Annotated in this window: 19 protein-coding genes; 3 read left to right on the top strand and 16 right to left on the bottom strand. The window is 64.0% G+C overall.

The window, feature by feature from the left end; translation table 11 throughout:
- Positions 1–62: 62 nt before the first annotated feature.
- The 3 genes from CI15_RS32100 to CI15_RS32090 all read right to left on the bottom strand — a co-directional run bounded on the left by CI15_RS32100 (position 63) and on the right by CI15_RS32090 (position 5,499).
- Positions 63–2,909 carry a winged helix-turn-helix domain-containing protein gene (locus CI15_RS32100; protein ID WP_062136849.1) on the bottom strand — a complete coding sequence of 949 codons (2,847 nt, stop codon included), beginning with the start codon at positions 2,907–2,909 and terminating at the stop codon, positions 63–65.
- Between the two features lie 131 nt (positions 2,910–3,040).
- The gene (locus tag CI15_RS32095) at positions 3,041–3,658 is read right to left on the bottom strand and encodes a DUF2889 domain-containing protein (RefSeq protein WP_062136845.1); all 618 of its coding nucleotides are present in this window, start codon (positions 3,656–3,658) and stop codon (positions 3,041–3,043) included.
- A 47-nt stretch (positions 3,659–3,705) separates the two neighbouring features.
- Complete coding sequence (locus tag CI15_RS32090) at positions 3,706–5,499, bottom strand: acyl-CoA dehydrogenase (protein ID WP_062136842.1); 1,794 nt, start codon at positions 5,497–5,499, stop codon at positions 3,706–3,708.
- Between the two features lie 335 nt (positions 5,500–5,834).
- Between CI15_RS32090 and CI15_RS32085 the strand changes: the two genes are divergently transcribed.
- Complete coding sequence (locus CI15_RS32085) at positions 5,835–6,998, top strand: porin (RefSeq protein WP_062136839.1); 1,164 nt, start codon at positions 5,835–5,837, stop codon at positions 6,996–6,998.
- Between the two features lie 83 nt (positions 6,999–7,081).
- The gene (locus CI15_RS32080; RefSeq protein ID WP_062136836.1) at positions 7,082–7,432 is read left to right on the top strand and encodes a BON domain-containing protein; all 351 of its coding nucleotides are present in this window, start codon (positions 7,082–7,084) and stop codon (positions 7,430–7,432) included.
- A 75-nt stretch (positions 7,433–7,507) separates the two neighbouring features.
- Here the strand turns inward: CI15_RS32080 and CI15_RS32075 are convergent, their stop codons facing one another.
- The 4 genes from CI15_RS32075 to CI15_RS32060 form a co-directional block, all read right to left on the bottom strand.
- Positions 7,508–8,929 (bottom strand): aldehyde dehydrogenase family protein, encoded by a 1,422-nt coding sequence (locus CI15_RS32075; protein ID WP_062136833.1) that lies wholly within the window; start codon positions 8,927–8,929, stop codon positions 7,508–7,510.
- Positions 8,930–8,963: 34 nt separating this feature from the next.
- Positions 8,964–9,881: a TauD/TfdA dioxygenase family protein gene (locus CI15_RS32070; RefSeq protein WP_062136830.1), complete on the bottom strand. Its 918-nt coding sequence runs from the start codon at positions 9,879–9,881 to the stop codon at positions 8,964–8,966.
- Between the two features lie 122 nt (positions 9,882–10,003).
- Positions 10,004–11,692, bottom strand: a complete 1,689-nt coding sequence (locus tag CI15_RS32065; RefSeq protein WP_062136828.1) for a GMC family oxidoreductase — start codon at positions 11,690–11,692, stop codon at positions 10,004–10,006.
- A gap of 76 nt (positions 11,693–11,768) precedes the next feature.
- Entirely contained in the window at positions 11,769–13,055 is a 1,287-nt protein-coding gene (locus CI15_RS32060) for an MFS transporter (protein WP_062136825.1), read from the bottom strand.
- 740 nt (positions 13,056–13,795) lie between these two features.
- On the opposite strand from CI15_RS32060, the gene CI15_RS32055 reads away from it, so the two are divergent.
- Positions 13,796–15,424, top strand: a complete 1,629-nt coding sequence (locus CI15_RS32055; protein ID WP_062138343.1) for an electron transfer flavoprotein-ubiquinone oxidoreductase — start codon at positions 13,796–13,798, stop codon at positions 15,422–15,424.
- A 154-nt stretch (positions 15,425–15,578) separates the two neighbouring features.
- On the opposite strand, the gene CI15_RS32050 is transcribed toward CI15_RS32055, so the two are convergent.
- The 9 genes from CI15_RS32050 to CI15_RS32010 form a co-directional block, all read right to left on the bottom strand.
- Positions 15,579–16,763 carry a serine hydrolase domain-containing protein gene (locus tag CI15_RS32050; protein ID WP_062136822.1) on the bottom strand — a complete coding sequence of 395 codons (1,185 nt, stop codon included), beginning with the start codon at positions 16,761–16,763 and terminating at the stop codon, positions 15,579–15,581.
- Between the two features lie 46 nt (positions 16,764–16,809).
- The gene (gene glnQ / locus CI15_RS32045) at positions 16,810–17,538 is read right to left on the bottom strand and encodes a glutamine ABC transporter ATP-binding protein GlnQ (RefSeq protein WP_075643815.1); all 729 of its coding nucleotides are present in this window, start codon (positions 17,536–17,538) and stop codon (positions 16,810–16,812) included.
- The gene (gene glnP, locus CI15_RS32040; protein ID WP_062136819.1) at positions 17,535–18,191 is read right to left on the bottom strand and encodes a glutamine ABC transporter permease GlnP; all 657 of its coding nucleotides are present in this window, start codon (positions 18,189–18,191) and stop codon (positions 17,535–17,537) included. Before glnP ends, glnQ begins: the two co-directional genes overlap by 4 nt.
- A complete protein-coding gene (locus CI15_RS32035) occupies positions 18,188–18,940 on the bottom strand; it encodes a transporter substrate-binding domain-containing protein (RefSeq protein ID WP_063910607.1) in 753 nt (250 codons plus the stop codon). Before CI15_RS32035 ends, glnP begins: the two co-directional genes overlap by 4 nt.
- An 83-nt stretch (positions 18,941–19,023) precedes the next feature.
- Positions 19,024–19,503, bottom strand: coding sequence for a RidA family protein (locus CI15_RS32030; RefSeq protein WP_420915891.1), 480 nt, complete (start codon positions 19,501–19,503; stop codon positions 19,024–19,026).
- Between the two features lie 35 nt (positions 19,504–19,538).
- Entirely contained in the window at positions 19,539–20,450 is a 912-nt protein-coding gene (locus CI15_RS32025) for a PhzF family phenazine biosynthesis protein (RefSeq protein WP_062136813.1), read from the bottom strand.
- A gap of 87 nt (positions 20,451–20,537) precedes the next feature.
- Complete coding sequence (locus CI15_RS32020; protein WP_062136810.1) at positions 20,538–21,413, bottom strand: helix-turn-helix domain-containing protein; 876 nt, start codon at positions 21,411–21,413, stop codon at positions 20,538–20,540.
- Between the two features lie 221 nt (positions 21,414–21,634).
- Complete coding sequence (locus tag CI15_RS32015) at positions 21,635–21,820, bottom strand: hypothetical protein (protein WP_062136807.1); 186 nt, start codon at positions 21,818–21,820, stop codon at positions 21,635–21,637.
- Between the two features lie 21 nt (positions 21,821–21,841).
- Complete coding sequence (locus CI15_RS32010; protein WP_062136805.1) at positions 21,842–23,578, bottom strand: FAD-dependent oxidoreductase; 1,737 nt, start codon at positions 23,576–23,578, stop codon at positions 21,842–21,844.
- Positions 23,579–23,680 lie beyond the last annotated feature (102 nt).

The following is a 23,680-nucleotide window of genomic DNA, read 5'->3' as shown; positions in this document are numbered from 1 at the left end:
ACCACCCGAGCCGGGTGGCGTGAGCGCAAGGAGCGTAGCAGTGCGTGCGAAACGCGGTTGCGTCAGCCTGCTTCGTCGCCGGCAACGGGCGGCGTACCCAGTTCGAGGTCGCGCACGCGGGCCACGGCTTCGTCGCGGCTCGTCACGCCGAGCTTGCCGTAGATGTTCTTCAGATGCCACTTGACCGTCTCGGGCGAGATGCCGAGCGTGCGGGCAATTTTCTTGTTCGGCAAGGTCTGCGCGAGCAGACCGACAACCCGGGCCTCGCGCTCGCTCAAGGTCTCGGCGCCAGTGGGCGGCGCGCTGCGCTTGCCGGTTTTCGCCGACGGCTGTGCGTGCAGTGCCGAAGTCGCCATCTGCGCGGCCTGTAGCCGATTCACGTAGAAGGACAAGACCGGATCGTGCGCCTCGCTGTTTACCACGGTGACGATCAGATCCAGCGCGCCGGGATCGGCGTCGAGCAGGCTGCGCACCAGACCCAGCCGATGGCCCCGGCGCAACGCGGCGAGCACCGCTGCCCGCGCGGCGTCGGTCCGGCCGCGCCGCGCATCGACCACGGCGGCCTGCATCTGGAAGTGCGCAACGTGCCGTTGCCAGCCCCGTGCCTCGCAGAAGGGAATCAGCGCTTCGAGACGGAACGCGGCGCCGTCGAAATCTTCCTGCGCGATACACCAGTTGATGCGCGCGCCCTCGGCCATCGCGTGAACTTCCGCGGCGGTGCCCGGTGCGGTCACGGCGGGGGGCACGGGGACCCGCGCCGCGATCATGTCGAGTCGCGCGAGGCTCGCTTCCGCCGAGTCGAACTGACCGCTCAACAGATGGCGATTGATTTGCGCGGCCAGGCTATGAGCGATCAGCCGTTGCAAACCGTATTGCGTCGCGTACTCTTCGAGTCGCTCGAGGTAGGCGAACGCATCGAGGTGATGACCCGCTGTCCAATGCACCGCTGAAAGCACGGTTAACACCCGTAACACCGAGTCTGGAATGGACACACGTTCGAGTACGTCTACGCGGTCTTCCAGCAGCTTGCGCGCGGCCTCGAGGTGATTGAATTCGTACAGCACTTCACCGAGCAGCGCCGCGGCGAAGCAGGCTGCTTCGGCGGCGGCGCTGCCGAGCTGATCGGCCTCGAACAGAACGTCGCGGCTGATGCGCTCGACCTGGATGAACTTGCCCTCCAGCGCATAGCTGAACCCGGCAATGCAGCGGCCGTTCAGCATCCCCGCCGAGGTGCCCGCGAGCGGCATGCCGTCCACGAGAAGTTGCGGCGCCTCGCTCTGCACGCGCCGCGCCTCTTCGTATTCGCCGCGTCGCATGTAAATCCACGAGAGCAGATTGTTGCGGCCGCCCACGGCGAGGGTGTCGGCGTGAGCCGGGATTTGCAGCATCTGCGGCAACTCCGCCATTGCCTGGTCGGGGTCGTCGCGCTGCAAGGCGAGGGCGGCTCTCAGAAGGATCAGGCGATAGCGCGAATGCGTATCGCTGTCCGGGATATCGGCTTGCAAACGCGCAATGGCCTCGGCACAGGCGTCGAATTCGCGCGCGTACAGTTGCAGATGCACCATCCACAGCCGCAGGCCGATACGCGCCTGCACTTCGGCAAGCGGCAGCAGGCGTATCAGCCCCACCAGCTTGCGCAGGTCGCCTCTGATCTGCATCGTGCGCGCGACGCGCAGGACGAGGTCGGCCGCCGCGGCCGATTCGCCCGCGAGCAATGCGTGCCGTACGGCATCGTCAGGCTGCTCGTGGTCGCGAAACCACGCCCACGCGGCCAGATGCACCTCGCGCTGATGCAGTTCGCCGCGCGCGCGAAAGCGCTCGAGCAGCGCCTCGCGAAAGAGCGGGTTCAGCCGATACCATGTTTCGCTCCCTGAGCTTTCGATGGGTGCGATGAACAGGTTGTCGCTTTCGAGTCTCGTCAGTAACGCGTGTACCTCGGCGGGAGACTGGCCGGCGCCGGTCAGGGCGACGCACAACGATGCGCACACGCGCGTGCAGCTCGCCATGCGGACCAGCAGTTCCACCTCGGAAGGCGCGAGGCGCGACAGCACTTCACGCTCGAAATAGGCGGCAAAACCGCGTGCATCCAGAAGCTGGGCATTCGCGGGTGGCTCGGCGGATGAGGGATCCGTCGCGCCTTGCTTCTTGCGTTTCAGGCGCATCGCGAAGAGTTGCAGTCCCGCTACCCAGCCGTCGGTCAGTTCGTGCATGTGGCGTGCGTCGCGCTGGCTGATCTCGCCCAACTGGGCCTTGAGAAACGCTTCGGATTCGGCGCCCGTGAAGCGCAGATCGCGCATGTCCAGTTCCAGCACGAGGCCCTGGTCGCGCGGACGTCCGAGCGAGAGCGGCAGCGTGGCACGCGAGACCAGCACGAGATGAAGATTGTCCGGAGCGTAATCGAGCAGCCATTGCAAGGCTTCGTGATTGCGCGCGTTGGTGACGTGATGCAGGTCGTCGAGCACCAGCACGACGTCGTTCGAATGGGTGGCGATGCCGCGCACGAGGGCGATGATCGTGCGTTCGACCGCTTCGTCGTCCATGCCACGGCCGCCTAGCAGCGTCGCTTCATGGCACATGGCCGGATCGACCTGGCTGAGGCTCGCGACGAGGTAGTCGAGAAAGTGCGTGAGTTCGTTGTCTTCCGCTGCGAGCGTGAGCCACGCGATATCGAAGCCGAGCGAAAGCAGGGCTTCGCGCCACGCGATCAGCAGGCTCGTCTTGCCGCAGCCGGCGGGCCCCTGGAGCACGACACAACGCTTGCGCCGCGCATCGAGCAACTGGGTCAGCAGACGTTCTCGCGCAACGACGCGGGCAGGATTGCGTGGTGGAATCAAACGTGGATCAGCTCGGGATTCTGCGGTGCCGCGTTGGGAGCGGCGCGGGTCCGCGGGTGGGGATTTCTGCGGCATCGTGAGCTGCGCCTTGCGCGCTTCGGCTTCGCGTCTCGTCCGCGAGGGCCAAAGGACGAAATGATAATCGGCATATTGTAGCGCAGCATACGTCGTGTTTTCAGGGCTCGCAGGGGGAGTTTCTTTCCGGATTAGCTGCGCTCCGCAGCGCACTTTGCATCGGCAGTGCGCGCTTCGGCTTGCGTCGATTCGTGTTTGCGCCGCGCTGCGAATTGCACGACCTCGCCGTCCGCGCGCCATGCGTGGCAGGTGTCGGTCATTGGATGGGGTGGAGCGGCGTGTGCTGCTCCATTGGCCTCGCTCGGGGCGGCCGTGACCTTGCGCCAGCCCATCAAGGTCTGGATCGCCGTCGTGGCGATGGGCCCGAGCAGTTCGCTCAGATGCGTGCAGCCTTTCGACCCGCTCAGCCGGTGCTTGACCTCCTTCATGAAGCCCGCGCCGATGCTCAAGCCCTCGAGACTGCGATACGCATGATTGATTTCCGCACAGAAGCGGCTCGGCGCGGCGTCGCTATAGGCGTCGATGCGATGGATCATGAGCTTCTCATCGATCGTGACGATGATGCGCATGTCGTGAATCGGCGAACCGGCGGGCACGGTCTTGAAGAGCAGATCGGCGTCGTCGGCCTTCGTGTCGCGCATGCGGCCTTCGATGTCGAACAGACCGTCGGCGCGCTCGAAGCCCCTGCACTCGACACGGCGGGTATGCACGAGGCGCCGCGCCGAGGTATTCAATGGGATGGCAGACATAGGTATCTCGCTTGCGGAAAGCAATGTATCGATTGATGGATGGGCAATCAGGCCGGGCTCTCGTCGAAATCCAGAACGGCTGTTGCGCCGTCGATCACGATCGCGCGCAGCCCGTCCACCTGAGCGAGCAGTTGGTCGGAATAGAAGCGCGCCGTGTTGAGCTTCTCGCGCAGGAAGCGCGCGTCACTGTCGCCGTCATTCAGGCGGCGCAATGCGACAGCCGCTGCGCGCGCCATCTGCCATCCGCCGCAGACCAGCCCGGTCAGTTTGAGAAAGGGCACCGCGCCGGCCAGCACGGTTTTCGGGTCGTGCGTATAGGTTGCGACGATCCAGTCGACGCAGGCCTCGAACGCATTGACGGCGTGCTGAAGGCGTTGGCATATCGTCATCGCGTGCGGGTCGTCGTGGCGCGCGAGTTCGTCGATGTCCGCCCGCATCGCGGCGGCCACGGCTCGCGCTGCTGCGCCGCCGTCGCGTGCGGTCTTGCGGCCAACCAGGTCGTTCGCCTGAATCCCGGTCGTGCCTTCGTAGAGCGTCGTGATCCGCGCATCGCGCAGGTGTTGCGCGACACCGGTCTCCTCGATGAAGCCCATTCCGCCGTGAATCTGAACCGCCAGGTGGGTGACTTCGATCGCAGCCTCGGTGGCCCAGCCCTTGTTGACCGGCGTCATGAATTCGACGAACGCGCGCGAGCGTGTGCGTGTTTCCGGGTCCGGCGAACGATGCGCCTCGTCATTCGCGGCCGCGATCACATAGGCGAGAGCCCGATTGGCTTCGGTCAGCGCCTTCATGGTCATCAGCATGCGACGCACATCGGGATGCCGGATGATCGGCACAGCGTCGCCCCGGGGCATGGCGGCGTCCTTGCTCTGGATGCGCTCGCGCGCATAGCTGAGGGCCTGCTGATACGCGCGCTCGCCGATGCCCACGCCTTGCAGGCCTACCGCGTAGCGGGCTTCGTTCATCATGATGAACATGTATTCGATGCCGCGATTGGCTTCGCCGACCAGGTAACCGGCTGCTCCGTCACGATCGCCATACGCCATGACGGCGGTCGGGCTCGAGTGAATGCCGAGCTTGTGTTCGAGCGCTACGCAGCGCACGTCGTTGCGTGCGCCGAGCGAGCCGTCGGCATTCACCAGGAACTTCGGCACGAGAAATAGCGAAATCCCTTTGATGCCTTCGGGCGCCCCGGGCAGCCGCGCCAGTACGAGATGCACGATGTTTTCCGCAAGATCGTGCTCGCCGTGGGTAATGAAAATCTTCTGCCCGAACAGCCGAAAGCATTCGCCGTCGGGGACCGCGCGCGTGCGCACGGCGCCGAGATCGGAGCCGGCCTGTGGCTCGGTCAGATTCATCGTGCCGGTCCAGCGGCCCTCGATCAGCGGACGAAGGTAAGTCTCTTTCTGGCTGTCCGAGCCGCACAGAAAGAGCGCTTCGATTGCGCCGCTCGTGAGCATCGGGCATAGCGAGAAGCCCATGTTGGCAGCCGCGATCATTTCGAACACGGGGCCGGCGACGAGCGAAGGCAAACCTTGCCCGCCATATTCCTGCGCAAACCGTAAGCCGTTCCATCCCCCCGCGACGAACTCGCGATACGCGTCCTGCACACCCGCTGGCGTGCTGACGTGATTCTCGATGAGACCGCACCCCTGCATGTCGCCTGCCTGATTGATCGGCGCGATGACCTCGCTGGAAAATTTCGCTGCCTGGGTGAGGATCGCGTCGACCGTTTCGATGCTGGCGTCCTCGTAGCCCGGCAATGAGGCGATCGCCTCCAGATTCGCCAGTTCGTTGATGACGAATTTCATGTCCCGTAGTGGCGCGTCGTAATGATTCATGGTCTGGATTTCGCGTGGGCGATGCGCTCGCGCGCCCGCCGTTGAGTGCTCGTGAGTGATTGATCGTTAGTGCTCGATATCACCGAGCCTATTGGAACGAGCAACTCCATCCGCCCCCTGCGTCGGGGGGGCGTGCAGGGCGCCGCTGTGCGGCTCATCGCTCGGGGTATTCCCGTCCCCCCTCTGTTCGGGTAGGTGATCTGCCTGGACGTCCCTGCAATATGAGCCCGCAACGACCGGCACGGTTATGGGCCGGGCGTCGTTCCGGTGTGCATCTGCATGAGTTGGCTTGACCCGTGTCCGTCGGACACGTCAATCACAAAGAGGAGACATGCATGCGTTTCATGAGTCAGGGCATTTGTGGGGCAACGTTGATACTGGCCGCCGGGGGGGCGGCCGCGCAGTCGAGCGTGACGCTATACGGGGTGGCGGACACGTTTGTCCAGTACCTGGACAACGGCGGAAATCATTCGTATTCCCTACGAAGCGGCGGGTCAACCGGTTCGCTGTTCGGCCTGAAAGGGGTCGAAGACCTTGGCAACGGTCTGAAAGCGGTGTTCACCCTTGAAAACGGCTACAACATCAATAACGGAGCGTTTTTTGCAGACACGACGGCGATGTTCTACCGGCAGTCGTGGGTAGGACTGAGGCACGACACCTATGGATCGCTCACTTTCGGCCGTCAGTATCAGCCGAGTTTCTGGGCCGTCTATTTCACCGACCCGTTCCGCGGCAACGAGGTGCTGTCACCCCTGGCGGCAGCGGACCTCGCCGGCGCAACCGACCGCTCGACGCTGGCCACACAGTACGTATCCGGGCGCACCAGCAATTCGATCGTGTACACGTCGCCCGATATGAGAGGCATACACGTCTACGCCATGTACGGGCTGCCTGCCACCGTGACCCAACCCGTGCCGGTTCGCTCCGGCGCGATGCTCGACGTGGCGGCCAACTATTCGGGCTACGGCTTCTACGCGGGCGTCGGCTATCAGTATCAGCATGGCGCGCAGGAGACCGCGCCGCTCGTACCCACCGCGCCGACCTTGCTGACCAGCTTCGATCTGATGGCAACGGAGCACTTTTCGGGCGCTCTCGCTTACCGCGTTGGTATCGTTAATTTTCAGTTCAACTACTCGTATAACCGACCGAAGGATCCGCCGCCTGGCGCGGTGGTCGCCATCACACCCGCGGTCCGGTTGCCGCTTGCTTCGTTGGTCCACTCGTACAGCATCATGGAACTGGGCGCGACGATTCAGGCCACGCCGGCGGACGTGATCGCGATCGCCGGCATCGCTCGGGATGTGCGAGGCGTTCACGACAACACGCCCGGGATCCAGGTGGGTGTCGACCATAGTCTGTCCAAGCGTACGAGCCTTTACATGCGGGCCGGCTATCTGAAGAACAACGGCAGCGCGAACATGAGCTGGCCTGGGGTAACAGGTGTCGCGAGTGGTTCGAAGCAGATTCTCGCGGTGCTTGGTATGACGCATCGCTTCTGACGACCATAAGCGTGATCGGCAAGACGCCGCGTGGCGGCGTCGACGCTGGTTGAACGGTCCAACATGACAAGGGGAATACATCAATGAATCGAGGCAAGGTTTTCAGGCTGATGGGCGGGGCGCTGCTCGTTCTGGCGTCGCTCGACGCCTACGCGCAGAGCAGCGGGGCGGACGCCGCCTCCGCGCGGCCGTATGCGTCGGATGCGAAAGCCGGCAAGGCCGCCGACCGCGCGCTGCAGAAAAGCGTGGTGCGCGCGTTGAGCAGGACGAAAGGGCTCAGGGCCACCACCATCACGGTGCGCGCGCATAACGGAGCGGTGACGCTGGAAGGAACGGTACCCGAACAGTCGCAAGTCGGTCTGGCGACTCAGGCTGCTGAAGGCGTCGAGGGAGTGACCTCGGTGACCAACGCGTTGACGTTATCGACGTTGTAAAAAGGCAGTTCAAGCGTTGCCGCAAATGCACTGGGGCCTGCTCACGATTCGTGAGCAGGCCCTTTGTTCAACCCGTCAGCCGGTCACCGATTTGCATTCCAGAAACTCGGCCAGGCCTTCGCGACCATACTCGCGTCCGTTACCCGACGTCTTGTAGCCGCCGAACGGGACCGTAATGTCCAGCATCGCCCCGTTGATTCGTACCGACCCCGCCCGCAGACGCGCGGCCACCCGGCGCGCACGCCCGGTGTCGCTCGTGGCGATGTAGGCTGCGAGGCCGTATTCCGTGTCATTGGCTATCGCAATGGCCTGTTCTTCGCCGTCGTATGGGATCATCACGAGCACCGGTCCGAAGATTTCCTCGCGCGCGATCTTCATGTCGTTCCGCACATCCGCGAAGACGGTAGGGCGGGCGTAGAAACCTTGCGTGAGTCCGTCGGGCCTGCCCAGGCCACCCGCGACCACCCGCGCACCTTCCTCGATACCGGCGCGGATCATCTGCTGCACTTTGTCGTATTGCGCGCGATTGGAGATCGGGCCCATTTTCGTGGCCGGGTCCGCCGGATCGCCAACCACGATTCCATTGGCGACCGCCGCGGCGATCGCAATGGCGTCGTCGTAGCGTTCGCGCGGCACCAGCATGCGGGTCGGAGCGACACAGGTCTGTCCGGAATTGACCATGCACTGGGCCACGCCGCTCGTCACCGCCGCGCGCAGGTCGGCGTCATCCAGAATCAGCAGCGGCGACTTGCCGCCGAGCTCCTGCGCCACGCGCTTGACCGTGGGCGCGGCGCTGATCGCGACTTCGACGCCTGCACGCGTCGATCCGGTGATCGACACCATGTCCACTTCGGGATGCGACGACAGGCGCGCGCCAACCACGGGCCCGTCGCCGAAGAGCATGTTGAACACGCCGGGCGGCGCGCCCGCTTCGTGCACGATTTCCCCAAAGATGACAGCATCGAGCGGCGCGATCTCGGAAGGCTTCAGCACGATCGTGCAACCTGCGGCGAGTGCCGGCGCGACCTTGGCGGCGATCTGGTTCAACGGCCAGTTCCACGGCGTGATCAATGCCGCGACGCCGATTGCTTCGCGGCGCACGTAGCTCTTGTCGTACTGGGTTTCGAACTCGAAGTGGCGCAGCGTGTCGAGCGCAGCCTGAAGCTGGGCGAGTCCGATCGCTGCCTGCAGTTGCTTGCACAGTGTGATCGGCGCGCCGATCTCGATGCGGACCGCTTCAGCGATATCGTCCAGGCGTGCCCGGTAGCCTTCGATGATCCGTTCGAGCAACGCGACCCGCTCGGCGCGGCTCGATTCCGACCACGCCGGAAATGCAGCCCGCGCGGCCGCGACGGCACGGTCCGCGTCTTCGGTGGTGCCCATCGTCAGTCGTCCGGTCAGCCTCCCGGTGGCCGGATTGACGATGTCCGCCTGCGTGCTGGCTGCCGACGGCTCGACCCATTGGCCACCGATGTAGAAGGTGTTCAGCGTTTTCATTTCGTTTCCTCGGATTCTTCGGTGCGCATCGAACTCAGCCCGCGAGCGGACGATCGCCGATCACGGTCGCACGCATCATGTGGCGCGGAGCCGGAAAGTAATCCTGCACCGCGTAGTGCTGGCACGAGCGGTTGTCCCAGAAGGCGATCGTGTTGGGACGCCACTTCAGGCGAACCTGATATTCCGGTGCCTGGGCCTGGCGGAACAGGTACTGCAGCAGGTCCATCTCGGCGAGCTTGTAGTCGAAGCCGATGCGATATTGCTGAGCGGTCAACTGGCCGTAGTTCGACAGGTGCGTGGTAAACGCCTCGTTGACGTAGAGGATCTTCTCGCCGGTTTCGGGGTGGACTCGCACGACCGGATGTTCGACGGGCGGATACTTCGCGCGCATCGCCGCGTGCTGGTCTTCAGGAACGGCTATGCCGAATAGCGGCAGGAAGTCGTGAACCGCCTTGAGTCCGGCGATGCGCGCCTTCACATCGATGGGCAGATTGTCGTAGGCCGCCGCCATGTTGATCCAGATGGTGTCGCCACCCACCTCCGGGCATTGCACGCATCGCAACATGGAGCCCATCGACGGGATCTCGCGCCAGGATACGTCGGAATGGTATAGATTCTCGCGGCCCCGTTTCGTATCGTTGCGCCCGAGTATCACCAGCTCGGGATGCTCGGGATGACGCGGAAACGCAGGATGAATCTCCAGTTCACCGAATCGTTTTGCCACGGCGATATGCTGGGCCGGGCTGATGTCCTGGTCGCGGAAGAACAGCACCTTGAACCTCAACAGTGCGCGGCGCAGCGCGGCGTAGGTCTCGTCATCGAGCGGATCGCGCAGATCGACGCCTCGAATCTCCGCGCCGATCGTGGGCGTATAGCGTTCGACGGCGAATGGCCAGGCGTCGGAGTCTGGGTGCGCCACCGTCGAATCGGCCGCGATCTCTGTTGCTTGCATGTCATCTCTCCATTTGTCTTGGCCCGTATAGGTCGCGGTACGCGGGGTGCGCCGCGGTTGGGGCGGTTTCACAGGCGGACGCATATTGCGTTTGCCAGATTTTGTGCACGCGGCGCAACGAGCTAGCGATTGTCAGCGCGGATCAGATCGGCGGCTTTCTCACCGATCATGATGGCGGGCGCGTTGGTGTTGCCGCCGATCAAAGTCGGCATGATCGACGCATCGGCCACCCGCAGGCCTGCAATGCCACGCACGCGCAGGCTCGGATCGACTACGGCCATTGCATCGATCCCCATCTTGCACGTGCCGGCCGGGTGATAGACGCTGTCGGCGTGGCTGCGCACGAATGCGCGGATCGCTTCCTCGTTGGAATCGCCAGGTCCGAAATCGTCCGTCAGCATTTCTTTGCCTCCCGCTTCGGCCAGCGCCGGCTGCGCAAAGATCCGTCGGACGATCCTGACACCGGCAACCAGGGCGTCCATGTCGGCCTCCACTGACAGAAAGCGCGGGTCGATCGACGGCGTGTCGCGCATGTCCGCGCTGCGCAGACGCACGTGACCGCGGCTCTGGGGACGCAGGATATAGGCGTGGCAGGAATAGCCGTGTCCGAGCTTGCTGCGTTTGGCCACATTGCGATTGCCGAGTAGCGCGAGAACGAAGGCTAGCTGCACATCGGGGATGGCCAGTTCGGGGCGGCTCTTCACGAAGGCGCCTGCCTCCGCAAAATTGGAGCTGACCATGCCGGTCCGATCGCGCCGATATCGCAACATGCCGGTAGCGAGCCGCAGCAGGCCGCCCGCCGAATAGCCGTAAAGATCACGAGACCTGACCTGTTTGTTGACGATCACGTCGAGATGGTCCTGCAGGTTTTCGCCAACCCCGGGCAGATCCTGTACGACCCCGATACCGTGGCCGCGCAGATGTTCGCCCGGACCGATGCCCGATGCCATCAGCAACTGCGGCGAATTGAACGCGCCACAACTGAGTACGATTTCGCGCCGGGCCCGCAGCGTTTGCTCGACACCGGCACGTACGACTCTGACGCCGTGCGCGCGTTTGCCCTCGATGACAAGACGCAATACCTGGGTATCCGTACGCACAACGAGGTTCGGACGACCTCCATTCAGGTGCGGATCTTTTGCATTGCCGCCATGCAGATAGGCACGCGCGGCATTCCAGCGTTCGCCATTGAACTGCGTCACCTGATACAGGCCCGCGCCTTCCTGCTCCTCGCCATTGAAGTCCGTGTTCAGTGGCAATCCGGCTTGCAGGGCGGCTTCCACGAAACGATGGGAGAACGGGTTGGGCGTACGAAGATCGCTGACGTGGAGCGGACCATCGCCCCCATGCCACCGGTCGTCGGTGCGTCCGGCGTGGCGTTGGTTGCATTCGCTGCGGCGGAAATAGGGCAGCACGTCGTCGTAGCCCCAGCCCGTGCAACCAAGGCTCGCCCATTCGTCGTAGTCGTTGCGATGTCCGCGAATATAGACCATGCCATTGATCGAAGAACTGCCACCCAGTCCGCGTCCTCGCGGCTGATAGGAGGGGCGTCCGCCAAGGCCCGTCTGGCGTTCCGTGTAGTACGCATAGTTGCGCGGGCCGGCCTTTTGCACAGTCGATGCAAGTCCGATCGGCACCCACACGCTCATATGGTGGTCGTGCGGGCCCGCCTCGAGCAGCGCTACCGTGGCCGACCGGTCCTCGGCGAGTCTGGCGGCCACCGCGCAGCCGGCGGAGCCTGCGCCCACCACGATGTAGTCATACTCTGCCGCGCTCGTCGTGTTGTGAGCGTCGTTGCCAGTTCTGATCATTGCGTCTCTGTTCAGGAAGGGATTGCGTCCGGACGGCGGCCGTTGCCCTTATCGCCGCTCGATTGGCGAGCGGTCATCAAGCCGCGGCCTGCGTAGAAAAATGATTGAGTGTCTTGCGCGAACGGTCTGGATGCAGCCAGCGCAGGGCGGCGAGAGAGGCCGCGATCAGCAGCACGGCGCTGACCATGAAGCCGAGTTCATAGGCATGGCTACCGCCGCCATAGGCCCCGAGGATTCGGCCCATCACGGCTGGCGCGAACGCGGCGCCAAGACTTGCGAGTGCCGTGTGGATCGCGACGAGCGATCCACGCTGGCTGTCGGGGACCATTTCAGCGAGCAGCGCGGGAGCCAGCGTGAAACTCAAAGTCGGCAGCGCGCATGCAAGCGCGAGCAGCCCTACTTTCTGCTGCGGCGGCAAGTGAAGCAGCATCAGGGCGATATACAACAGCGCGCCCGCCACCGCCGACAGACAGATCAGATGAACACGCGCCTTGCGTGTGTTCGCCCCGCGTCCGAGCAGGCACTGCGATAACCAGCTCAGGCCCACGTTGACCGGCGTCGCGGTGGCGACCACGACGGCGAAGCAACGGCCCGCTTCGACACCGGTAAAGCCGAGCCCCTTTTCGAAGTAGCTGGGTATCCACGTCAGGCTCAGGCCCAACGTCCAGTAAGCCGTGAATCCGAGTGCGAACACCGAGAGCACCGACCGGTCCGTGACGATTCGCCGGTAGGGGAGCCGTGGCGTCTCGGTTCGCGCGAACGCTGCCGCCTGCTGGTGCGTCAGGCTTCCTTCGCGTCCCAAGCACGCCCACAGAACGCTCCAGGTCGCGCCTATCGCGCCTAGCAGCAGGAAATTCATGCGCCATCCCCACTGTCTCGTGACGAGCGGAATCAGCAGGCCCGCCAGCAACATGCCGACGGCCGCCCCCTGGTTGATGATGGCGACCGGCAGATTGCGTTTGCGGTCCGGGAACCACTTGTACAACGCATGCACGGAGACCGGAAACGCTGGACCCTCGGCGGCACCCAGCATCACGCGGCAGATGAGAAGCCCCAGTGCGCTCGTCGCCATGGCCTGCGGCAACTGGAGCACCGCCCAGCTCAGACCCATCGCCAGCAATAACCAGCGGGTCGGAAAGCGGTTGGACAGGAAGCCCACGAGGACCGTCGAAATGGAAAAGAGCCAGAAGAAGCTGCCAGCGACCAGCCCGAACTGTTCCGGCGACAGATGCAGTTCAGCCGTCAACGGCACAGCGACCAGACCGAGCACGATCTTGTCCAGGAAATTGATGAGGGCGAGTCCCGTCAACATCACGGTCATCGTCCACGCGGACTTTGCCTGGAAATCGGGTGAAGCGGTCATGGGTTGTCTCCTGTCGATCCGTTCACGGTGGGCTTCGTTGTCGCGGCCGGTGAAACGGACTTTGAAGCGCCACGGTAAGGGGCACGGGCAGGCGGGCAACCACCCGCAACAGGTGGGCCAGGGAAAACCTTGTGCGTCCGGATGGCAGGTCGTGCGGTTTTGTCGCCCGCGTGCTCGCGACGGTGGTTCTACCCGTCCGGGGTGGTGGTCCGGCGAGGGCATTGCCTTACCGTGATGGCTCGAAGTGACGAGGCGATCGCAATTCAGCCGGGGTCCGAGACCTTCGGCCGAAGATCGTCGCGGTTCGCATCCGTGTCAGCTTGCGCGAGAGGAGGGGCGGTGAATACCCGGCAAACATCGTTACGCCGTCTGGTGGAAAAGTGGCTTGGGCCCGACTCGGGCGTGCGGGCGCGCGTGACGCATTTCAGTCACTCGCGGGCGAGCCGGTGGCGCTATGTGTGCGTGGCGTCGCAGCGCGCGAGCGGCGAATTATCGATTTTTTTCTTCCGCCACGACGACGGTTCGTGGTCCGTATTCCCTCCGCAAGCGAGGTGTCCGACGCTGGACTCAGCGCGCATGCCGAATTCACCCAGCGCGCCGGGTTCGCTTGCGTTGCAGGGCTGAATGCTGGCCGAGACGAGGCGAGCTTACTGTTTCTCATCTATTCAAAAACATTGGAGACCGGCGCAGTGTCAATCCCGACCATCCGTGAGGATCAGATCGTCGTCGCACGCGAGTCGATGGAGTACGACGTCGTGATCGTCGGCGGCGGCCCTGCGGGCCTGTCGGCGGCGATTCGCCTGAAGCAGCGCGCCGCGGAAAAGGGCGTCGAGCTTGGCGTGTGCGTACTCGAAAAAGGCTCGGAGATTGGGGCGCATATCCTGTCGGGCGCGGTGATGGACCCCCGCGCGCTGACCGAGCTGATCCCGGACTGGAAGGAAAAAGGCGCGCCGCTGACGGTCGACGTGACCGAAGACCGCTTCCTGTTCCTGACCGAAACCGGCTCGAAGAGCGTGCCGACCTGGGCGTTACCGGACAATTTCAAGAATCACGGCAACTACGTGATCAGCCTCGCAAACGTGACGCGCTGGCTGGGTCAGCAGGCCGAGGCGCTCGGCGTCGAGATTTTCCCGGGCTTTCCGGCGGCCGAAGTGCTCTACCACGAGGACGGCTCGGTCAAGGGCGTCGCGACCGGCAACCTCGGCATCGGCAAGGACGGCGAGCCGACCGAGAACTTCCAGCTCGGCATGGAACTGCACGCGAAATACACGCTGTTCTGCGAAGGCGCGCGGGGCCACCTCGGCCGTCAGTTGAACGAGCGGTTCAAGCTGCGTGACCGCGTCGATCCGCAGGTCTACGGCATCGGCATCAAGGAGCTGTGGGAGATCGATCCGGCGAAGCACAAGCCGGGTCTGGTCATGCACACGGCCGGCTGGCCGCTCGAGAACGACACGTACGGCGGCTCGTTCCTCTATCACATGGACAACAACCAGGTCGTGGTGGGCTTCGTGGTCGGCCTCGGCTATTCGAATCCGTATCTGTCGCCGTTCGAGGAATTCCAGCGCTACAAGACGCACCCGGCGATCCGCGCGATTCTCGAAGGCGGCAAGCGTGTGTCGTACGGCGCGCGCGCGATCACCGCCGGCGGCCTGCTGTCGTTGCCGAAGCTGGTGTTCCCGGGCGGTGCGCTGGTGGGTGACGATGCGGGCTTCCTGAATGCGTCGCGCATCAAGGGTTCGCATGCGGCGATCAAGACCGGCATGCTCGCGGCCGACGCCGCGTTCGACGCCGTGCAGGCAGGACGCACCAGCGATGAACTCACCGCTTATCCCGAGAGCTTCAAGACTTCGTGGCTACATACCGAGCTGTATCGCGCCCGTAACTTCAAGCAGTGGATGAGCAAGGGTCTCTACCTCGGCACGCTGATGGTCGGTCTCGAGCAGAAGCTGCTCGGCGGCAATGTGCCGTGGACGCTGCATCATCAGCATTCCGATCACGAGATGCTGAAGCCGGCTTCGCAATGCAAGCCGATCACGTATCCGAAGCCGGACGGCAAGCTGACGTTCGATCGGCTTTCTTCGGTGTTCATCTCGAACACGAATCACGAGGAAAATCAGCCGGCGCACCTGACGCTGAAAGATCCGACCGTGCCGGTCAACGTGAACTGGCAGACCTATGCGGGACCGGAGTCGCGTTATTGCCCGGCCGGCGTGTACGAGTTCGTGAAGAACGACGAAGGCAACGAGCGGCTCGTCATCAACGCGCAGAACTGCGTGCACTGCAAGACTTGCGATATCAAGGACCCGACGCAGAACATCGTGTGGGTCACGCCGGAAGGCGGTGGCGGCCCGAACTATCCGAATATGTGAGCGGCCTCATCGGTCGTTAGCGCACGCCCCGCGTCAAAAACGTCGCTCAGGCGCGCCAGTACACACTCGCGGCCATCTGTGGACGAACGGTAGGAAGGAACCGGCGCTGGTCGACGTGCGCGCTATGCCAACTGCTGCAACGGACTGACCTACTTCACCCCATCGCCGCAATCGCTTCGAACAGTGCGAGATTCAGGAGCTTGACTTCGTCGTTGGTCGGAGCGGGTTGCGACGAAAATTTGGCGATTACCGTCTCGCGTAGTGGATCGACATAGAGCCACTGGCCATGAATGCCGATAGCAAAGCACGCGCCGCTGGCATTACCCACCTGATACCACTTGTTGCGGTACTTGCCGTTCGGTAGCCAGTCCGAGAAATTTCCTTGTCTCCATGCCTCCGCGCTGCCGCCCGTGAGCGTATCGGTCATCCAGTCCGCCGGTATCAGCCTACGTCCGCCAACCGTCCCGCCCAGACGCACCAGTTCGCCGATCCTCGCCAGATCGCGCACGCTCATGCAGAGGCCTCCACCCGAGCGGGCAGTGCCGGCGATGTCCACCGTGATGCAACCGTCCTGCCGTAACGCTAGCGGTTGCCATAAACGCGTGGCCGCGAAATCGGCGTAGCGCTGGCCGGAGGCACGCTCGATCACGAGGCCTAGCACGTCCGAGTTCGGCGAGCAGTAATGGAACGGGCCACCATGCTCGCCCGCGCCTTTGGGCAGCGAGGCGAGCAGGTCGATCACCGTCTCCGGCGGCTCCCCTACGCGGCGCGGATCGAGCAGTCCGGCCCGCCGATAGCGCGCATAGAGACCATTCGGATCGAGGTAGTCCTCGTTGAACTCGAGGCTGGTCCGCATATCCAGTACGTGCCTGACGCTGGCATCGCCGAAGGCCGATCGCGCGAGTTCCGGCACGTATTGCGCCACTGGCGCGTCCGGGTCAAGAAGCCCGTCACCGACGAGCATCCCGGCGAGCAGCCCCGCGACTGATTTGCTGGCCGAAAACAGAATATGGCGGCTTTGCAGCGTAAAGTGCGGCGCATGAAAATCGGCGATGAAACGTCCGGAGCGCATCACAGTGATGGCATCGGTCGAGGTCTGCCGCAGGATCGACGCGACCGTACGGCGTTCACCGTGGATCACGAACTGATGCTCGGTCAGCGCGTCGGCACTGGCTTTGGGTTCTTCGGCAAGACCCTGCGTGGCAGCGATTCGCGCGGTGGGGATGATCTCGTGGACATGGCGAAAGGCCCAGACATTCCATGGTGCTTCTCGCCAGTTGTCGTGCCGGACACTGTCCCGGCGAAAGCCGTAGTCGTTTTCAAAGTGCGACGAAATCATGTTGACTGCAGACTCCTATGGCGTACGAGCGTGAATTGCACGCACATCAATGAACATGCTGAAGAAACTCGCGGAAGCGCTCGCCCGGCGGCGTGGACAGCATCTCCACGGGCTTGCCGTCGTGTACGACGTGGCCGGCTTCCATAAAGAGCAGACGCGAACCCACGCGCTGCGCGAAGCCCATTTCATGCGTGACGACGACCATCGTCATGCCCTCGCCGGCGAGCGTCTGCATGACCTTGAGGACTTCCTGGCGCAATTCCGGATCGAGTGCCGAAGTCGGTTCGTCGAACAGCATCAGCTTCGGCTGGACGGCAAGCGCCCGCGCGATCGCCACGCGTTGCTGCTGACCGCCCGAAAGCTGTGACGGGTAGTGATGCATGCGCTCCGAAAGCCCCACTTTCTGCAACAGCGCGCCGGCGATCTCGCGTGCTTCGGACTTGCTCTGACCGCGTGCGCGGATCGGGCCGAACATGACGTTCTGCATCGCCGTCAGATGCGGAAACAGATTGAACTGCTGGAATACCATGCCCGCTTCGAGCCTGATGCGCCTGACGTCGCGTTTGGAACCCAGCACGCTGATGTCATCGACGCGCAGGTCGCCGGAACTGATGGTTTCCAGTCCGTTGATGCAGCGGAGCATCGTCGATTTGCCGGACCCGGAAGGCCCGACGATGACGGCCACTTCACCGCGTTCGATGGCGAGATCGAGGGGTTGCAGGACGACATGCTGGCCGAAACGTTTAGTGGCTTGCTTGAATTCGATCATGCTCATGGCAGACGGACTCTCCGTTCGAGCACTCGCAGACTCAGCGCGAGCAAGCTGATCACGAGCAGATAGATGAGCGCCACCGCAGTCCAGATTTCCACCGCCCGAAAGTTCTCCGCCATGATTTCCTGGCCCCGACGGGTCAGTTCTCCAACGCCGATGACGAGAAAGATCGAGGTGTCCTTGACCAGGTTGACGAACTGGTTGCCCATCGCCGGAAGCGCGCGCCGGTAGGCGATGGGTGTGATGACATGCGCCAGCACACTGTGAAAGCGCAGGCCCATCGCCAGCCCGGCCTCGCGCAATCCGCCCGGCACACTGTCGAGCGCGCCGCGGATGACTTCCGCGTTATACGCGCCGGAATTGACGATCAAGGTGATGATGGCGGCGCTGGTTGCGCTGATGCGTATATTCATCATGATCGGCAGCGCGAAATAGACGAACATCACCTGCACCACGATCGGTGTGCCGCGAATCAAGGCCACATAGACCTGCGCCGGCGCCGCTGCGAGCCGGCTGCCGTAGGTCAGCGTCACGCCGGCCAGGATGCCGAGCACGATGCCTCCCGCCAGCCCGGCCAGAGCGATCAGGAGCGTGAGCCTGAGACCCTCCAGGAGGTCCGGCAGTGCGGCGACGACAGCCGCCCAGTCAAAGCTCATGCCGACCCCTCGCCGAACCATTTCTTGTTGATCGCCTGAAGGCGGCCGTCGGCCTTCATGGCGGCGAGCTGAAGATTGGCCGCTGCGACCAGCGGGCTGCCCTTCTGGAAGCCCATGCCGACATCGAGCCCCTCCAGCGGCGGCAGGATCACCCTGACTTTGCTTTTCCCGGCGGTGTTGGCGTAATACAGCAACTGTGGCTTGTCGTAGACCACCACATCCGTGCGGCCCGCTTCCAGTGCCAGCAGGGCATTGTTGATACTCGGCAATTGCTCGAGCGTGGCGTCCTTGATGTGATCCTTGATGTACGCCACCGCAACCGTGCCCGTTTCGGTGCCGATGTGTTTGCCAGCGAGATCGGCAGGTGTGTGGATGGTGGTGTTGTCGATACGTGTCAGCGCAATCAGGCCGCTTTTATAGTACGGCGTGGAAAAATCGATCACCTGCTGGCGCTCCGGTTTGATAAAGAGCTGCGAGACGATCACGTCGAGATTGTGCGTCTGAAGTGCCGGGATCAGCGCGCCGAACTCCATCGGTTGCAAACGCCATTTCCGGTTCAGTCCCTTGGCGACTTCAGCCCAAACCTCGACGTCGAAGCCCGAGTAACCGTCACCCTGCTTGAATGCGAACGGCGGGGCGCCCACGTTGGAGCCGACCACCAGTTCGGCGTCGGCCGCCCAGACGGAGCGGGACAACAGGACAGCAGGGCCGGCCGCGAGGCCGAGTTGCAGCAGTTCACGGCGATTCATGGTTTCCTCCACGGTGAATGATCGTGCGGACGGAGGCGGCTTCAGCGCCGGCCCAGCGTCCTGTTTTGACGTGCGTCGTGGCGCTATGGGCCGGCTTCGTCGGCGCTCCCAATGCGCTCTTGTCCGCGTGACGGAGACTCGTGGGCGAGCGCGACAGTGAGTTCGATTTCGAGGAGTCCGCCGCCGGGCAGGCCGGCAACGCCGAGCGCCGATCGCGCATGCCGCCCGCTTTCGCCGAAGACTTCATGCAGCAGCGACGAGGCTTCGTCCATCACCTTGCTGTGGTTCACGAACTCAGGCACGGCATTGACGAAGCCGCGCAGGAACAGAACACGTTCGACCGTGGTCTGGGGCGGCAGCGCCGCGACAAGCGCGCTGAGCGCACGCAGCACGCAGGTCCGCGCGGCATCGCGGATCAGGCCGGGTGAGGTGCCGTGATCGATTGGCCCGGCGATGATTTGCTCGCCGACACGGCTGACCTGGCCGCTGACGTAGGCGATGCCGGCGTGGATCACGACGCCCATGTAAGCGCCACGCGGCGATGGCGGGGGCGGCAGCGTCATGCCCAGTTGCGCGATCCGATCAGCGATATCGGTCGTCATGATGGCGCCCCGACGTGCGTCTCGAATCGAACCGGTCCGCCGAGCCAGCAGCCGTTCGGGTGGCCGGACGCGGCACCGGCCTCGAAGCTGAAGCGCACCGAGATTTGCGACGGGCGTTTCATCGCGCGTCCCTGGCGGATCGTGATGGTTCGCGTGGACGCTTCCACCATGCCATTGGCGAGCAGACCGAACGACAACGCGGAGGCCGCGATTCCCGTGGCCGCGTCTTCTGGATAGCCGGAGGCGCGCGGAAACTGCCGGGCATCGAAGATTTGCCTGCTGGCGTCGAAGCTTGCGTAGGGGTAGAGACCGGTGGAGCCGATCTTCTCGCACAACGCCTCGATTTTCTCGAAGCGCGGCCGAAGCGCGTCGAGATCGGCGGGGCTGGCGAGCGGAATCAGCGTCTTGACGCGGCTGGTGCAGGCATTCTGGATCGGCAGCGGCGCAAGTTGCGCCTCGGTGATGCCGAGCGCGTCGAGAATCTCGTCGCGGCCTGCTTGCGGCTGCGGCAGTGGCTCGATGCGGCCCACGGGTTGAGAAATTTCGACGGCGGCGCTCTCGGCCGTGCAGTCCGCGATGCGGATCCCGACCTGGCCACTGCGCGTCTGGACGGTCAACTGGTCACGATGCACGCGCCCGCTCTGATGAAGCAACCACGCTGCGCCGACGGTGGCATGGCCGCACATCGACATCTCGTGATTCGGGACCCAGAAGCGAAATTCGTAATCGCAGTTGGAGCCGGGCGGGGCGGGCAGAACGAAGCCGCTTTCGTGGCCGTAGCGCCGTGCTACGGCATGCATTTCGGCGTCTGACATGCCGGCGGCATCGACGACGATAGGCGCCGGGTTGCCGCCGCCGGGACCGGCGGCGAAAACGCTGACGAGTTCGACCTGGTGTCGTGAAGACATGGCGGTGTGAGCCCCGCTTGACCGGGGATGTGTTTCCATCCGGTCAATTTACGGGGATCGACGCCGCGCCGCGCGTTCGAGCGGGCCTTAACTTTTGACCGAACGGGCCATCTTCGAGCGCACCTCGGAGGGCGAATGGCCGCCGATGCGGCGCATCGCGCGGGCGAGCGCCGCGCCGCTTTCAAAGCCGACGCGGAATGCCACTTCGCCGATCGGCAGGTCCGTGTCGGTGAGCAGCCGGCAGGCGTTTTCGTAGCGCGTGCGCTGCTGCAATTCGCCGATCGAGACACCGGTGCCTTCACGGAACAGCCGGGTGATGTGACGGCGGGAAATGCCGAAGCGCTCTTCCAGGGCGTCGAGCGGAATGTCCTGGTCGGCATGTTGAGTCACGAAGGCTTTCAGATCGGCGACGAGCGCCATGCCGTGCTCGCGCGGCGAGGCCCCCGGCTCCGTTTTGCCGGAGATGACTTTCCCGATGCATTGCATCAGCAACGCCGCCGACAGCGCCTGGCGCGTGGCCGCGCCGCCGTATGGGCCCATGTCGTTGCGCAGCGAGAGTTCTTGCAGCGAGCGGATTGCCGCGGTCCGGCGCACGAGAACGGGCGTGCGCGTGCGGCGTCGGAATTCGCTGAGTGAGCCCACTCCTGTATCGAGTTTGTGCAAGGCGTCACCCGTCACGTACAGGGCAACATGGGTGTGAGTGGCGCACCCGGCGCGAGTCTGATGCGCGCGCCCCTGGGGTACGACTGCGAAGCGATCCTGCGACACCCACGTGCCTGCGCGACGGTCTTCGTGACAAAGCTCGACGGCGCCGTGACTCGGCAGAATGAACATCAGGCAGTCGTGCCAGTGCCACGGCATCGCATAGGTGCCGCTGCCGGTGAGCGTCGCGTGTCCTTCGTCGGCGGCCACTAGCAGCGCCTTGTTGGCTGGCTGGCAGAGTTGGGTGAACGTGCGTAGCATCGCGATACTCCATGCGATTCAGAAGAGTGAAACATGCCGCGTAACCCGCTTGCGATCGAAGCGCCTTGCGCAGTGCGCAAGCGCGGGGGCCGGCCCGATATCGATGGAAAGTTCTCAAGCATAACAGCGCAAAAAAACTGCTGTGTGCAATGTTCGCTGGCGTTTGGGTTCAGGCAGGAACCCCGCGCAAGCCCACCGAATCCCGTTTCCCCACAGCTGGGCTAGGCCGCGGCGGCAACCGGCAGCTTCGCCGCTTCGATCAACGACAACGCGCGCCGCGGGTCATCGAGTTCGGTCAGGCACAGCAACGCGAGACGCGCCAGATATAACGACGCCTGCGCTTCGCCTTCCAGGGTCAGCGTGTTGCACAGCGTCGTATAGACGAGGTCGAGATCGCTATCGGTCATGATGTGAGTGGTCCTTGCGCGTTAATTCTGCTTCGTCAGTGTGGCGTCGAGCGCGTGCTGTACGGCCGCCGCGCTGCCGTTGCGCCAGCGTGCCAGCACGTGGCCGTCCGGTCGGATCAGATAGACGGTCCCGGGTTGTGCATCGAGCATCTGATGCAAGCGGCCGGTTGGGTCGATTGCATCGAGGCTGGTGGCGGATCGCGTTTCGGCCGTGACGATTTCGATCACGTTGAACGGAATGCCCTTGCTGGTCAGCGTGTGTTGCAGTTGCTGCCACGCGTCGGCGTCGGTAGCGCGCTCGGCGTCGAAGAGCAACGCCGTGAAGCACGGCCCGAGCAGATCGGTGAGATGAATGCCGGTGCGCGCGCCATCGTCCGCTTGCCTGTGCAGCCGGCATTCGGGTAGCACCGTGCCAGGTGCGGGACCGCGCTCGAACGCATCGGCGCTGTCGCTGACGAAGTTCAGCGGCGATTGCCGATACGCGATCGCATGCGTCTGCCTTGGATTGATCAGCGGCCGCACCGCCGCATGCCGCTCGGCGAGCCCGAGCACGGCAGTGCGCAGCAGATCGAACGCGAAGGTCGGCGGTGCCATGAATTCGGTGCTTTTCATGCCGTAGCTCAGGTTCTCGCGCGCCGCGTACACGCGTTCGTCGCTATAGCTATCGAGCAGCGCCGGCGACGCGTTCCCCTTGATCACACAAGCGAGCTTCCAGCCGAGATTGTCGGCGTCGTCGATGCCGGAATTCGCGCCGCGCACGCCGAAGATCGGCACCAGATGCGCGGCGTCGCCCGCGAACAGCACGTTGCCGTGCCGATAACGTTCGAGCGTCAAGGCATTGGCCTTGTAGATCGTGATCCAGATCGGCGACCACGCGCCGGTTTCGCCCATCGAGTCGAGCACGCTTTGCACGCGCGGCATCACGTTTTCCGGCAGCACGGCGGCGTCCGGGTCTTCGTCGTCGCGCAGCTGGTAGTCGATGCGCCACACGTTGTCGGGCTGCTTGTGCACGAGCACGGTCGAGCCCGGATTCGACGGCGGATCGAAGTACGCTAGCCGTTCGGTCGCGCGCGTGGTGTCGAGCTCGATATCGACGATCACGTAGCGGCCTTCGTAGGTCGTGCCGGTGAGTTTGAGCCCGAGCAGGTCGCGGATCGTGCTGCGTCCGCCGTCGCAGGCGACGACCCACTGCGCGTCCATGTTCCAGGTCGTGCCGTCGGGATCGGCAGCCGCGGCGCTGCGCAGCGTCAGCGTCGCGCCGCCTTGCGGCCGTTGTTCGATGCCGGTCACCCGCGTTTGCCAGCGCACGTCGATCAGCTCCGCGTGCCGTTCGATCTCGTCGAGCAGCAACTGTTCGATCTGATACTGCGCGATGTTGATCATCGGCGGCAGCGACTGCTCGTCGTCCTGATGCATCGCGAAGCGGAACACCTCCGTGTCGCGGTAGAAACTGCGCCCGCCGGTCCACGCCAGGCCCTTTTGCAGAAAGCCTTCGACGACACCGAGCCGCTTGAAAATCTCGAGGCTGCGTCGCGAGATGCAGATCGCGCGGCTGCCGGTGCAGACGCTGTCGTCGGCTTCGATCAGCACCGAGCGCACGCCCTGGCGCGCGAGCGCAAGCGCGAGCGTCATGCCGACCGGGCCGCCGCCGACGATCGCGACGGCGCGCGTCTCGCGATCGCGTCCGTCGACGAGCGGCGGCACCGCGGCCGGATAGCGGCGTGGCGCAAACGGATAGGGTTTGAACGAGCGGGTCATGCGTGTCTCCGGTTTTCTTGCGTTGTCGGCGCAGTATGCGGCAGCGTGCGCGCACGGCTGTCCTCATTTTGGGTACAACGCCGTGCACGAGCGCGAAAAAAA

Source organism: Paraburkholderia monticola (assembly GCF_001580545.1).
In the GTDB taxonomy this organism is placed as follows: Bacteria; Pseudomonadota; Gammaproteobacteria; order Burkholderiales; family Burkholderiaceae; genus Paraburkholderia; species Paraburkholderia monticola.
The sequence above is the reverse complement of the archived record's forward strand: the minus strand, read 5'-3'. Positions and strand labels throughout refer to the sequence as shown.